9 protein-coding genes and 3 tRNA genes are annotated in these 13,073 nt (G+C 41.8%); 3 read left to right on the top strand and 9 right to left on the bottom strand.

Annotated features, from left to right (window positions below; all coding sequences use genetic code 11):
* Positions 1-343 precede the first annotated feature (343 nt).
* Positions 344-1,324, top strand: coding sequence for a transposase (locus QR722_RS07195; RefSeq protein ID WP_286282834.1), 981 nt, complete (start codon positions 344-346; stop codon positions 1,322-1,324).
* Between the two features lie 778 nt (positions 1,325-2,102).
* Here QR722_RS07195 and QR722_RS07200 read toward each other — a convergent pair.
* Positions 2,103-4,454 carry a M20/M25/M40 family metallo-hydrolase gene (locus tag QR722_RS07200; RefSeq protein ID WP_286286644.1) on the bottom strand — a complete coding sequence of 784 codons (2,352 nt, stop codon included), beginning with the start codon at positions 4,452-4,454 and terminating at the stop codon, positions 2,103-2,105.
* 217 nt (positions 4,455-4,671) lie between these two features.
* Between QR722_RS07200 and rpsO the strand changes: the two genes are divergently transcribed.
* Positions 4,672-4,941 (top strand): 30S ribosomal protein S15, encoded by a 270-nt coding sequence (rpsO, locus tag QR722_RS07205; RefSeq protein WP_286286646.1) that lies wholly within the window; start codon positions 4,672-4,674, stop codon positions 4,939-4,941.
* Positions 4,942-5,159: 218 nt separating this feature from the next.
* On the opposite strand, the gene QR722_RS07210 is transcribed toward rpsO, so the two are convergent.
* From QR722_RS07210 to QR722_RS07245, 8 genes are all read right to left on the bottom strand, one after another.
* Positions 5,160-5,495, bottom strand: coding sequence for a hypothetical protein (locus QR722_RS07210; RefSeq protein ID WP_286286648.1), 336 nt, complete (start codon positions 5,493-5,495; stop codon positions 5,160-5,162).
* Positions 5,495-5,710 (bottom strand): DUF3820 family protein, encoded by a 216-nt coding sequence (locus QR722_RS07215; protein ID WP_286287597.1) that lies wholly within the window; start codon positions 5,708-5,710, stop codon positions 5,495-5,497. Before QR722_RS07215 ends, QR722_RS07210 begins: the two co-directional genes overlap by 1 nt.
* A complete protein-coding gene (locus QR722_RS07220) occupies positions 5,710-7,497 on the bottom strand; it encodes an ABCB family ABC transporter ATP-binding protein/permease (protein WP_286286650.1) in 1,788 nt (595 codons plus the stop codon). Before QR722_RS07220 ends, QR722_RS07215 begins: the two co-directional genes overlap by 1 nt.
* Positions 7,498-7,565: 68 nt before the next feature.
* Positions 7,566-9,194, bottom strand: coding sequence for a tetratricopeptide repeat-containing response regulator (locus tag QR722_RS07225; RefSeq protein WP_286286652.1), 1,629 nt, complete (start codon positions 9,192-9,194; stop codon positions 7,566-7,568).
* 321 nt (positions 9,195-9,515) lie between these two features.
* Positions 9,516-10,226 (bottom strand): hypothetical protein, encoded by a 711-nt coding sequence (locus QR722_RS07230; protein ID WP_286286655.1) that lies wholly within the window; start codon positions 10,224-10,226, stop codon positions 9,516-9,518.
* Between the two features lie 801 nt (positions 10,227-11,027).
* Positions 11,028-11,103 (bottom strand) — tRNA-Val (locus tag QR722_RS07235).
* 31 nt (positions 11,104-11,134) lie between these two features.
* Positions 11,135-11,210, bottom strand: a tRNA-Val gene (locus QR722_RS07240).
* 31 nt (positions 11,211-11,241) lie between these two features.
* Positions 11,242-11,317 (bottom strand) — tRNA-Val (locus tag QR722_RS07245).
* A 340-nt stretch (positions 11,318-11,657) separates the two neighbouring features.
* Between QR722_RS07245 and gltX the strand changes: the two genes are divergently transcribed.
* The gene (gene gltX, locus QR722_RS07250; protein ID WP_286286657.1) at positions 11,658-13,067 is read left to right on the top strand and encodes a glutamate--tRNA ligase; all 1,410 of its coding nucleotides are present in this window, start codon (positions 11,658-11,660) and stop codon (positions 13,065-13,067) included.
* Positions 13,068-13,073: the final 6 nt, after the last annotated feature.

Raw genomic sequence — 13,073 nt, forward strand, 5'->3', positions numbered from 1 at the left:
GAAAGAATTGCCGTTCAAGCTCTCAAAAGGTATTTTGAGAGCTTGAACGGCGGCTAAGCGCCTATTTTGAGGTTGTATGCCATTAGCTTAATGACTGTCTCTACTTCTTGTGTAGTAGACGAAAACTCTTAACATCAGGGACAACAATTCCGGTACATATAATCGAGCCGAGCCCTAGGTATTATTTAGTCCCATTGTTTTAATCCGTAATCTTGATTATTAATATTATTAAGACACCCATTCCTAGACTGTTAATATTATTAAGACACCCATTCCTAGACTGTTAAAGTTTCAATCTTCGACTAGGCTTTAAGGACGTTAATCAACCATGGATGGATGATGTATGCCTCAAGCTCGAAAAAATCAAATCAGCTTAATCGATACCCCTTATTATCATTGTGTTTCCCGCTGTGTACGGCGTTCTTTTTTGTGTGGCGAAGATAAATACACGGGACAAAGTTACGAGCATCGCCGGGACTGGGTAGAATCTCGTTTGTTATTTTTAGGTTCGGTATTTGCCATTGATATCGCGGCCTATGCGGTGATGAGTAATCATACCCATGTGGTGCTGTGTGTGGATAAAGACCTTGCGGGCAGTTGGCCTGACAAAGAGGTCCTTAGCCGTTGGCATCGATTACACAAGGGCACGTTACTCACACAAAAGTATTTACGGGGTGATGCGCTTAGTACTTGCGAGCAACTGACAGTGGATGAAACCGTTGAGGTTGTCCGTCATCGCTTATACGACATCAGTTGGTTTATGCGTGAATTAAATGAACACATTGCTCGTGAAGCCAATGCAGAAGATGGCTGCACGGGCAGGTTTTGGGAAGGAAGATTCAAAAGCCAGGCCTTGCTAGATGAAAGCGCGGTGCTAGCCTGTATGGCCTATGTGGATTTAAACCCAATTCGCTCCAAAATGGAAAGTACGCCAGAAACCTCCAAGCATACTAGTGTGTTTCAACGTATTCACGCCCTCAAAGAAGGCAAACAACCTGCTTCTCTGATGTGTTTTGTAGGTAATTATCGACAAAACATGCCCAAAGGTATCGCCTTCAGCTTGATTGATTATTGTGTACTAGTTGATAGCACTGGCAGAAGTCTTCGAGACGACAAAGCCGGATATATTGACCATAGCCAGAGCGATATTCTTCAACGACTAAACATCAATACAGAGCAATGGCTGGCACTCACCACTGAATTCGAAAAGCACTTTGCCACCGCGGTGGGCAGTGAGCATATGCTTCAGCAGTTCAAGCGTCACACAAAACATCAACGCATAAGAGGCATGGGTAAGGCAAAAATATTGTTCAAACACGCATAACAACATCAAATCATCAAGTCTCTGCATGCCACAATAAGCGGGTAATTTCGGCTGCTTAGGATTTGGTAAATCGACCGACTTATCAAATGAATAACCGATATCGTATTCAAAATCTGCAGTTAGGCATTATTTTACCTACCCAGAATAAGGCATTTAGCATTTCAGTATTACCAAAAAAATCAATATTCGAAAACTTAATAAAGATGGCTGTCTACTTTATTAACCGATAAAGATGGCTGTCTACTTTATAATAATAAAAATGGGTGTCTACTTTATAATAGCAGTTAGGCATTATTTTACCTACCCAGAACTAAGGCATTTAGCATTTCAGTATTACCAAAAAAATCAATATTCGAAAACTTAATAAAAATGGGTGTCTACTTTATACTGTTCAAGCGTCACACAAAACATCAACGCATAAGAGGCATGGGTAAGGCAAAAATATTGTTCAAACACGCATAACAACATCAAATCATCAAGTCTCTGCATGCCACAATAAGCGGGTAATTTCGGCTGCTTAGGATTTGGTAAATCGACCGACTTATCAAATGAATAACCGATATCGTATTCAAAATCTGCAGTTAGGCATTATTTTACCTACCCAGAACTAAGGCATTTAGCATTTCAGTATTACCAAAAAAATCAATATTCGAAAACTTAATAAAAATGGGTGTCTACTTTATACTTTATATATAATTTATAGTAACTAAACCGACAATTTCTCTTGAAAATGACATTTTGTAACACACCACATCTCAAATCATTAATCTGTTGCTGGTTAATCAAAGGCTATTTTTTGACTGATGATAGTTGCGTCACTGGTACCAGATGTCGAGGGCATTAAATGTTCCTCTCGTGGCTTGAATCCGGGCCATTGTTGCGGCAAGTCATAACTTGTCTCAATCAGGTTAAAAATCGGCTGTGCTGCCGATTGGTTTGCACCCATTGCATCAGTGTAATCAAAGGTTACGCTAATCGACTGTTTATGAATGCTATTCAGCTGGAAAACAAATTTTCGGGCGATAGGATTAGTGGCAACATAGTCTTGCTCATTTATGCTCATATTGCGTAATTTAATCGGACTATCGGCCATCAGTTTAATGTTATGCAGTTGTCTGTTTGGCTCGATGGTGATGCTGAGCCTTTTTATCCCATTTTCTAAGCTTGTGCGTTTGACCATGTAACCAGACCCTTGCAACGGCAATGCGGCCACTTCGGTGGTAAAATATGCTTGGCGTCGACGACTAATCGGAAACACATCCTTATTAAGCAGGTTAACCCTGTTTTGTTCATTAAAAAATTGTTCAGTGAAGCTGTCCAATTGCCTATTGTAGGAAAACAGATAGGCTTGCTGCTTATCAGCATCATACAGATAATTTACGCTACTGGGCTTCTTACGCTCTGCACTATAATCTGCGTGCAGGCTAATTCCCACGAAGCTAATGATGGCACCGGCTAACATAAACAGTTGAATACTGCGGATCCCTTTTAACACAAAAAATAACGGTATTAAGGTCACAAACACTAATACGCTGATGATGGTGGCAATTGCCAAGTTAGACAAACCTAAACCTATTACAAAAACGGGTATTTGTGGGGTAATAATGACTAAGCCAGGTAGACTAAATAAGGTGATCATAATAGCGTTGCGATTGGCACTCTCATTGTCTCGCAGTAGGCTACTAAATATCGCTAAAGGTGCGATAGCCATAATGATAAAAAAACCCGCACCGGTTAAAAATATGCTGAGCAATAGATTTATCACTATCCAAACACTAATGATGGATACGTACCATTGAGCGCTGGTTATCCCATCAAATCTGTTGATCAGCCAGCTGTATATCAATGCCGTGGCCGTTATCGTCAGCAATATTCCGCAGGCGATTATATAATGTCCGGTATAAGGGAATCCTTGGGTGATATCTTGAAATTGTGGATAGAGAAGTAAAAGCCCTTGCCAGCCAAATAAACCAATTAATGTGGCCACTCCGATACTCAAAAACAATGGTAAATAGCCGGTCAATATCCTATTAACCGTCAACTTACCCATTTTAATGCCATTGATGCACATCATCACAAAAACCAATGTGACAAGCAGTGCCATAGGTAATACCCATGAGAACGGATAGTCGTAAAGCGCTAAACTACCGAAATTAAAATATACATTGTCATCATCGCTGTCCAATTGACTCAAATCAGCGTTGGCAAAGTAGGGGAGTAGCGCGGTGATATAGTCTATCTGATGATTTAGGGTGTTTTTATCTAACCGTGCTGCACTGTCTTGTGCCGTATGATAGTCAAAGTGGTCATCGATAAAGGCGAAATTAAAGCCTTTAATATTACCTTGCTCTCTTAATACAGTTAAATCGGTGTCATTGGGTAGCATCTTATAGATACTGTACATCAAGGAATTGGCATTAGGGTGAGTGATACCAGCCGCAGCGTAGGCTTGAATTAACTGTCGGTTGCCACCGTTCGTTTCTAACAATGTGTAGCTAGGCCCACCGCTGCCACGGGCTTCAAAGTTGAGTGCCAAAGTAATGTTTTTTGCCCAAGGATGGGATTTCACAAAAGCTTCTGCACCCAGCAGTCCAATCTCCTCGGCATCGGTAATGACAATATAAATATCATTTTGCTGATCTAACTTGCTAGCCAAAAACGTCCTTACACCTTCGAGTATCACTGCTACACCGCTACCAGCATCACTTGCACCTAAAGAGGATGCTAGCGATGAATCATAGTGTGAGATTAGGGCTAGGGCGTGTTCAGAATTGCTGTTCGGCTGAGCAGGTATCCGAGCGACAATATTCAATACTTGTGCTGCGACGGGGTAATTTGAGTTGATGGATAAGGCGGATTGAATCTGTACGTCTAGTCCTAACTTGGTCAACTGTTCGACTATATATTGACGTACTTGTTCATGTTGTGCCGAGCCACTGTAATGGGGATGTTGAGCAGTCGTCTGGATGTGACGCTGGGCATTGTCGCTGGAAAATTGACTACCACCGATATTAAAGCTGGCATCCTGACTAGGAATTTGACTTTGCCATGATAAGAGTAAAGTGGCAATAATAATCAGGGTAAGGATGAGACTAATGATGCTCGAAGCACGTTGGGTGGTTGAGGTCACGGTATTTCCATTACTTTTTTATTCCAGCTTAGCGTAAAATAAAAAACTTACAATACGGTCTAAGTTTTGACTTTCACCTGTGGTTGGACGATACACCCTAGGATTTGCTTTATTTAGCTTTAATCCTTGAAATTACGGGGTGCATCGCTATAATACGCGCTCTTTTGACTCGGCTGAATTAGTGATCGGCGAGTCTTCATTCAATTTGGAGAAATATATGTCACTAACTACTCAAGAAACGGCTCAAATCCTTGCTGATTTTGGCGTGAAAGAAGGCGATACAGGTTCACCTGAAGTACAAGTTGCTTTGTTAACCAACAACATCAACAAGTTACAAGGTCACTTCGCTGATCATAAGAAAGATCACCACTCACGTCGTGGTTTGTTACGCATGGTAAGTCAACGTCGTAAATTACTTGATTACCTTAAAGGTAAAAACCTTGAGCGTTACCAAGATTTGATCAAACGTTTAGGTCTACGTCGTTAATTCGATTTAAGATTTGACGAAAGGCGCTGTTTACAGCGCCTTTTTTGTATTTTTTTTGATAAGTTTGCCATTGTACGCAGAAGAATAGGGGATCTGCAACAGGTGGTGCTTTAACGCTTGATACGACAGTGCTTTATATCTTTCCAAGGTGTCAACCATCTGGGCAGCTTACACAAGAACACAAGGCTAGACATTCATTTGCTAATTTAATGGCCTTATTACAAGGTTTTAGCGGCCTGTGCGTTGTTATTGGCTAAAAAATCTTCACGTTCTTGCTCAGATAGAACCCCGACAAAGGGGGATTGACGACGTAATCTGTTCATTTCATCGCTATCCTCACACAACTGAGCAACTAATGCTGGCATGTCATTTTGTAAGTCTATAATGGCACTCCAGTTTAAATAATTGCCACGGTAAATTAGGCCAACTTTAAAACGCTCTTCAAGTTTAGTTTCGACCTGCGTAATTAGCTCTGGTCGTGCCTGTATTTTACTTGCAATTAGCTTGTGTATAGCCAATAGGTTGGCATCGACTAAATGGGCTGTGTGACGCATCAGCTGCGCTCTATCAATGATTCAAGCATGCCTTCCAATCCATTGACTTTGACTTCGTAGATTAGCGCCAGTTGTTCGCCCAACTTACCCGCTGGGAATCCTTGCTGGTGAAACCATACAAGATAGGGCTCCGGCAGGTGCAGCAATTTTCGGCCAGCGTATTTTCCAAATGGCATAACTTGATTTATAGCGAGTTTCAGTTGTTGGGAATCCATCATGGTGTTTTATTCTGCTGTGTGTTCCATAGGGTAGTGTAGGCGCCTTGCATATCTAAAAGTTGAGAATGAGTGCCTTGTTCGATGATTTGCCCCTGATCCATTACCACAATTCTATCGGCATCGACTATGGTAGATAGGCGATGGGCAATCACTAAACTAGTGTGACCTTGCGATATTTCCTTGATCGCGTCCAAAATAGACTTTTCTGACTGGCTATCGAGTGATGATGTTGCTTCGTCGAAGATTAAAATCGGTGGACGTTTTAAAATGGTCCGAGCAATCGCGACACGCTGCTTTTCACCACCGGATAGTTTTAATCCCCGCTCACCCACTTGTGTTTTATCACCATCGGGCAAACTGTTGACAAACCCACGAAGATGGGCGAGATCGATAGCTTTTTGGACGTCGTCATCACTGGCATCCGGTCGGCCATAGCGGACATTTTCAAAAATACTATCATTAAACAGCACTGTATCTTGAGGCACTATACCTATGGCTTCACGCAAGGATTGCTGGGGAACTTGGCTGATATCCTGCCCATCTATACAGATTTTGCCTGCGCTGACATCGTAAAAGCGAAATAGCAATTTCATAAGGGTAGACTTACCCGCACCGCTTTCACCCACGACAGCCACTTTTTCTCCAGGGGCTATCTCAAAGGATATGTTTTTTAAAATAGGTCGGTCAGGTCGATAGTGAAATGCCACTTGTGAAAAGATGATTTTTCCGCTGCTTACAATTAACGGCTTGGCATCTTTTACATCGGAAATCTGGGGCTGCTGATCAAGTAGAGTGAATAGGTTTTCAATGTTGGCCAAGGAGCCACGAATTTCGCGATATACAAAACCAAGAAAGTTCAGGGGCATAAATATTTGCATGGTGAAGGCATTGATCAAGACAAAGTCACCTATGGTCATTTTGCCTTCAACTACGCCAAATGCCGCCATGGCCATCATGGAAGTCATGGCTGCTGCGATGATGAAGGCTTGTCCGCCGTTTAAGGCAAATAATGACAGACGATTTTTACGTCTAGCGCTTTCCCACCCAGCTAAGTCTGTATCATAGCGACTCGCTTCGTATTTTTCATTATTGAAGTATTTCACGGTTTCATAATTCAATAGGCTATCAATCGCCCGGGAATTGGTGCTGGAATCAGCCAAATTAACTTCACGAACATACTTGGTTCGCCAATCAGTTGCTTTGACTGAGAAGGTGATATAAACAATCACCGCAGTTAAAATAATAAGGGCAAAACTAAGGCCGTAGTTATAAAATAGTAGACCCACGACCATAACAATTTCAATCAGGGTAGGGCCGATGTTGAACACCATAAAACGCATCAAAAAGCTGATGCCGCTGGTACCGCGTTCAATATCTCTGGATAATCCGCCGGTTTGACGATTGAGATGAAAGTTGAGGTCCAATTGATGCAGATGCTCAAACACCCTCAGTCCCACTCTGCGCATCGCACGTTCGGTTACTCTGCCAAACAAGGTGTCTCTAATTTCTCCCATCAATACATTAATTAAACGCAGCACTCCGTAAGCAATAATCAACGCTATAGGTACGACTAACAATTGACTACCCGGTGAGGAGATATTTAACGTATCGACGGTGTGTTTGAGCACAAAGGGTAACCATACACTGGCTACTTTAGCTGCTACTAGGCACAACAAGGCAAAAAATACACGTTGCTTAAACTCCATTAAAAATGGAAGAAGCTGTCTAAATACGCTCCAATTTAATGGTCTATTTGGATCTACTGGGATTCGACTTGAACGCATACTACTTGCTGGGGAAATGAGTGTCGGGCTAGTTTATCAGGAAAAAGCGGGTTGATCTGCCATAATTCTTAGGCATCTCCGGTTTGTTGGAGTAGTTCTCTGACCTTATGATAGCGCTCTAGTTGTTCGTCATTGAGTTGGCTGTTTTCGACCACGCGAATGCAATTATCGATTAGTTTTAAATTGGCGCTGGACGAATTATCGGCGTTCTCGTTCATGGCTATTGCTTGCAATAAGTTCAATGCAATAGATACATTTTTGGGCATGACGGTAAATGCTTGTCTAAAGACCCGTAGTGCATCATCCAAATCACCCCGTTTATAATACGTCACGGCTGAGTTATTTAGTTCTTTAGGGGTTTGTTTAATGGCTATTCTTTCTTGCTTCTCTTGCTGAACGTAATGCAAAAACAAACTACCTTGTTGTTGGTCTTTTTTGCATCGTCGCTCGATAGCATCGAGGATCTTACTAGATTTTTCGTATAGGCCTAGTTCGTGGAAGGCTTTGGCCTTATCAAGCAGGGCATCCATACTTTCCATTTCCCAATTCTCTTCTGCCAGTTGTTCTAATAATGCTTTTGCATTCTCTTTCTCGTCCTGCAAGTATAATAATCGAGCATCAATTACCTTTATTTGATCATGCAATTCAGCTTTGGGAAATGCCGCTTTGAATTGTTTTACATATTCATTGGCCTGCTTAAGAAGTTTGAATGTTTCACTCTCATCGGATGTCATCGCAAAATCGATTCCTGCTCGCGCGACATTCAGATAATTTTCAGGTTTGTCGTGAATAGAATCTTTGGCGAATTTGACAATTTTCTTAGCTGCGTCAAATTGGGTTTCATAATCATGGGTGATCCGGGATAAATCTAGGGCTGTTTTATGTCTTCGGATATTCCGAGGTGAAATTTCAGTGGCCATAACCACGCATTCTAATGCGTTCTCGAAATCTTTTTGTTTTATTTGCAGTGCGGTGAGCAGATCGTAAGCGGCTAATTGTGAGTCTGATTGAAAGGCTAATTCCAGCACCAGTTTTTCTGCATCTTCATCTTCATTCAAATAAATATGAGCGTTGACCAAACCTAACTGTGCCCAGGTAAATGGCTGAACATTGATGATTGCCTGATAAAATTCTTTGGCTTGTTGATGATGGCCGCAGGCCAACAAAAGTTCGCCTTTGGTTTTTAATGCTAGCGGGAAAAACTCAGAGTTTTTAGGATCTGCTAAAAACAGCTCGACTTCGGCCAATGCTTTAGAAAGCTGTCCTTTGCCTAAGTAACGATAAACTTTCTTTAAGGCTCTTTTACGCAATAATACTTTGCTTAGGCGTTTATCCAACTCATTGACAGTAAAGGGTTTTGCTAAAAAATCATCGGGTTGTAATTCAACGATACTGTGGACTAAATCTGAGGTGGTATCGGCACTGATAAAGATAAATGCGGTGCTAGGGTCTAATTCACCGTTATGTTTGAGCTGGTCGTAGAGATGATAGCCATCATGGTCTTTTTTCAAGTTATAAGAGCAAATGATCAAATCAAAATGTTCATGCCGAATTTTATTGATAGCGTGTTGGGCTTTATCCACATAGGTAATATTACTGAAGCCGAGTTCTTCTAGCGAATACTTCATATATCCTTTAGCCAGAACTTGATCATCAACAATCAATACTTTGGTATCTTTCGATATTTGTGGATTCATAAGCCAATTAATTTGCAAACAGGTAGTTAGGTTATCGTACTTGACGGAAATTTAATAAGTAGTTTTATAATATTTCCCACTAAATAGGGTAAATGTGTATTACTTGATTTTCCGCAAACGCTATAAAGTTTAAATTGGAGTTGAGCTATGTTCGAAAATATCTTAATGACTGGTACGAAAATTTGACTAAACAGCACGAGTCTTGTAACACATCATCTAGTCTTTCTGTCTGTTTAGAAAAACTAAGTCGAGCAAATATATGTAAGGCCTAATCGATTTGACCACTACAAACAGCCTTACATACTGATTGCTGCTTATACTTTATCGGGCAAGGGCCCCTCTGTTTTTAATGACTAAACCAAAAAGAGCGATTAGTATCAAATATAGAGAAGAAGGAGCAGGTACAGGTGTCGATTCAACATTTTCGAACACTTTAAAATTACCTGACACAAAGCTTAAAGATAGTTGGTTTAGTGTAGTGAAGTTGGTTGATGAATCAGTCAGTAGACTATTGAAATCCATCTCAACTACAAGTCCAGAAAATTCAAAGTAACTATCAGTAAAATTAGTTTCTCCTGAAAAACCAGAGAATAGGGTCGCATCGCCTGCGCTGCCTAGTGGGAACCATTCGAGGGATTCAACAAGTGCGTTGCCACTTACATCCTTAAACGCAAAAGAATAGCGGGCAGGGAAAATATCAAAGCGTTCGCTACCAGATGCAGTCACTTGTAACCATTCACTGTTGTCGTCATAAAATGTATTTCCATCATCTGACCATCTAAGCCTTTGACCGGCTAGAAAGGAGATATCTATTTTAAGGGTATCGTCTTCGGTTATTACAGTGTTTGGAATAGGTGCACTAAAACTATTGGTCCAGCAATTTGATGCTGTGCCAGTCGAGGTGTCGGATCCACTAATACATTGATGAATAGAACCATTATTCAAATCGTATTCATAAGTGATATCTATTACACCTGCATGAGAATTTAATAAGAAAAGTAACAGGGATAACGAGAGAACTAATTTGCACATGTACAACTCCATTTTTTGATAAACAGCTTTGAAACAACTCGTTTCAAAAATCGAGTTTTTAAAGCAAATATTAGACCTTAATTTAAGCATCTGAAATATATAGAGTTTTCAGGTAAGGATGAAAGTGTGTGTAAAGTTTACCGACAATTAAAATATTTTAGATAATTGAATTAATTGATAAATTTGGGGGAAGTGGTGGACGCTACTGTGGTTCGGTCTGAAAGACTTGGCCGGTGAGCCTCGCCTGAAAAAATATAACATGGGGGAAGTGGTGGACGCTACTGTGGTTCGGTCTGAAAGACTTGACCGGTGACCCTCGCCTGAAAAAATATAACATGGGGGAAGTGGTGGACGCTACTGCGGTTCGGTCTGAAAGACTTGACCGGTGAGCCTCGACTGAAAAAATATAACATGGGGGAAGTGGTGGACGCTGCTGTGGTTCGGTCTGAAAGACTTGGCCGGTGAGCCTCGCCTGAAAATATATAACATGGGGGAAGTGGTGGACGCTACTGTGGTTCGGTCTGAAAGACTTGGCCGGTGAGCCTCGCCTGAAAAAATATAACATGGGGGAAGTGGTGGACGCTACTGTGGTTCGGTCTGAAAGACTTGACCGGTGACCCTCGCCTGAAAAAATATAACATGGGGGAAGTGGTGGACGCTGCTGTGGTTCGGTCTGAAAGACTTGGCCGGTGAGCCTCGCCTGAAAATATATAACATGGGGGAAGTGGTGGACGCTACTGTGGTTCGGTCTGAAAGACTTGGCCGGTGAGCCTCGCCTGAAAAAATATAACATGGGGGAAGTGGTGGACGCTACTGGGCTTGAACCAGTGACCCTCGCCTTGTAAGGGCGATGCTCTCCCAACTGAGCTAAGCGTCCATCTATTTTGAAGCTGTACAGTATAAAGAAGTGGTGGACGCTACTGGGCTTGAACCAGTGACCCTCGCCTTGTAAGGGCGATGCTCTCCCAACTGAGCTAAGCGTCCATCTTTTATAAAGCTGTACAATGTAAAGAAGTGGTGGACGCTACTGGGCTTGAACCAGTGACCCTCGCCTTGTAAGGGCGATGCTCTCCCAACTGAGCTAAGCGTCCAACTTGTTTACTTTCTTGCCGTGCTTGGCAAGTGGAGCGCTATTATAGATATGCGTCTTTAGCTGTCAACCCAAAAGATGAAATTTATTGTGCTAATGGCGTTTTACTACACGTTTTGCTTAATAAGAATACAACTAAGCAGGTTTATTAACCATAAGATTGTTACCCGTCTTTCTCCATTCGGTTGTATCGGGTTTACGCGCCTACCATTCGACTATATATTGAATTCATCATACCTGCGATAAACCGCATAAAAAATACCAAATTAGCCGTTTAAACATTTTTTATATTGGAGGATGGCTGTTAAACTTGCATGCTTTATTAGCTTAGGAATTATTTAATGTCTATTACTACTCGATTTGCACCAAGCCCAACCGGATACTTGCATGTTGGCGGCGCAAGAACTGCCCTTTATTCATGGCTGTATGCAAAAAGTAAAGGAGGCAAGTTTATCTTGCGGATCGAGGACACCGACATTGAACGCTCTACGCAAGCGGCGATAAATGCCATATTAGAAGGTATGCAGTGGTTAGGCCTGCATCACGATGACGGTCCTTATTATCAGACTAAGCGTTTTGACCGTTACAAAGAACTCATCCAACAATTACTAAAAGAAGGTAAAGCATACAAATGCTTTATGTCTTCTGCAGAATTAGACGGTATTCGTGAAAAACAAATGGCAAATGGCGAAAAACCGCGTTATCCAGGCACTTGGCGTGAACGCACCGATCATCCTGAAAATCAGCCATTTGCTATTCGTTTTAAAAATCCATTGAACGGGACAGTAGTCGTTAATGATCACATTCGCGGCAAAATTGAGATCAGTAATACTGAGCTCGACGATTTAGTTATTCAGCGCAGCGATGGCACACCCACTTATAACTTCTGTGTTGTTGTGGATGATTGGGATATGGGTATTACCCATGTTGTGCGCGGCGAAGATCACATAAACAACACTCCACGACAGATTAATATATTGCAAGCGCTGGGAGCTCCAATCCCAGAGTACGCTCATGTTTCTATGATATTGGGTGATGACGGTAAAAAGTTGTCTAAACGCCATGGAGCTGTTAGCGTCATGCAGTATCGAGATGACGGTTACCTACCACAAGCATTATTAAATTATTTGGTTAGGCTAGGGTGGTCCCACGGTGATCAGGAAATCTTCTCTGTGGATGAAATGATTGAACTGTTTGACCTCGATGCTATTGGCCAATCCGCATCCGCATTTAATACTGACAAACTCATTTGGTTGAACCAGCACTATATTAAAACAATGCCAGCACAGGAAGTCGCTGAGCATGCTAAATGGCACTTCGACCAGCAGGCAATAGACTTAAGTGCTGGCCCTGCGCTAGAAGATGTTATTGCTATTCAGGCTGATAGAGTGAAAACACTTAAAGAGATGGCGGAAATTAGCCGTTACTTTTACGAAGAGTATCAAGAGTTTGATGCTAACGCGGCTAAAAAACACTTACGCCCAGTGGCTAAAGATGCCCTATTGTTGGTTAAAGACAAGTTACAAGCTATTCAACAGTGGGGGCCTGAGACAATTCAGCAAGCCATCAATGATACGGCAACTGAATTAGACGTAGGCATGGGTAAAGTCGGAATGCCTTTACGAGTGGCTGCGACAGGTTCTGGAAATTCACCATCGTTAGATGTGACTTTGAATCTGTTAAAACCAGAGCAAGTTGCGCAACGAATAGACAAGGCGCTTATTTATATAGCAAACAGAGAAAATTCCTAAAAAAAT

The organism is Aliiglaciecola sp. LCG003 (assembly GCF_030316135.1).
In the GTDB taxonomy this organism is placed as follows: Bacteria; Pseudomonadota; Gammaproteobacteria; order Enterobacterales; family Alteromonadaceae; genus Aliiglaciecola.

Coding starts and splice junctions, on each gene's coding strand:
- gltX (WP_286286657.1), top strand. CDS start 11,658: ATGTCTATTACTACTCGATTTGCACCAAGCCCAACCGGATACTTGCAT.
- QR722_RS07225 (WP_286286652.1), bottom strand. CDS start 9,194: ATGAATCCACAAATATCGAAAGATACCAAAGTATTGATTGTTGATGAT.
- QR722_RS07195 (WP_286282834.1), top strand. CDS start 344: ATGCCTCAAGCTCGAAAAAATCAAATCAGCTTAATCGATACCCCTTAT.
- QR722_RS07220 (WP_286286650.1), bottom strand. CDS start 7,497: ATGCGTTCAAGTCGAATCCCAGTAGATCCAAATAGACCATTAAATTGG.
- QR722_RS07230 (WP_286286655.1), bottom strand. CDS start 10,226: ATGTGCAAATTAGTTCTCTCGTTATCCCTGTTACTTTTCTTATTAAAT.
- QR722_RS07215 (WP_286287597.1), bottom strand. CDS start 5,710: ATGGATTCCCAACAACTGAAACTCGCTATAAATCAAGTTATGCCATTT.
- QR722_RS07210 (WP_286286648.1), bottom strand. CDS start 5,495: ATGCGTCACACAGCCCATTTAGTCGATGCCAACCTATTGGCTATACAC.
- rpsO (WP_286286646.1), top strand. CDS start 4,672: ATGTCACTAACTACTCAAGAAACGGCTCAAATCCTTGCTGATTTTGGC.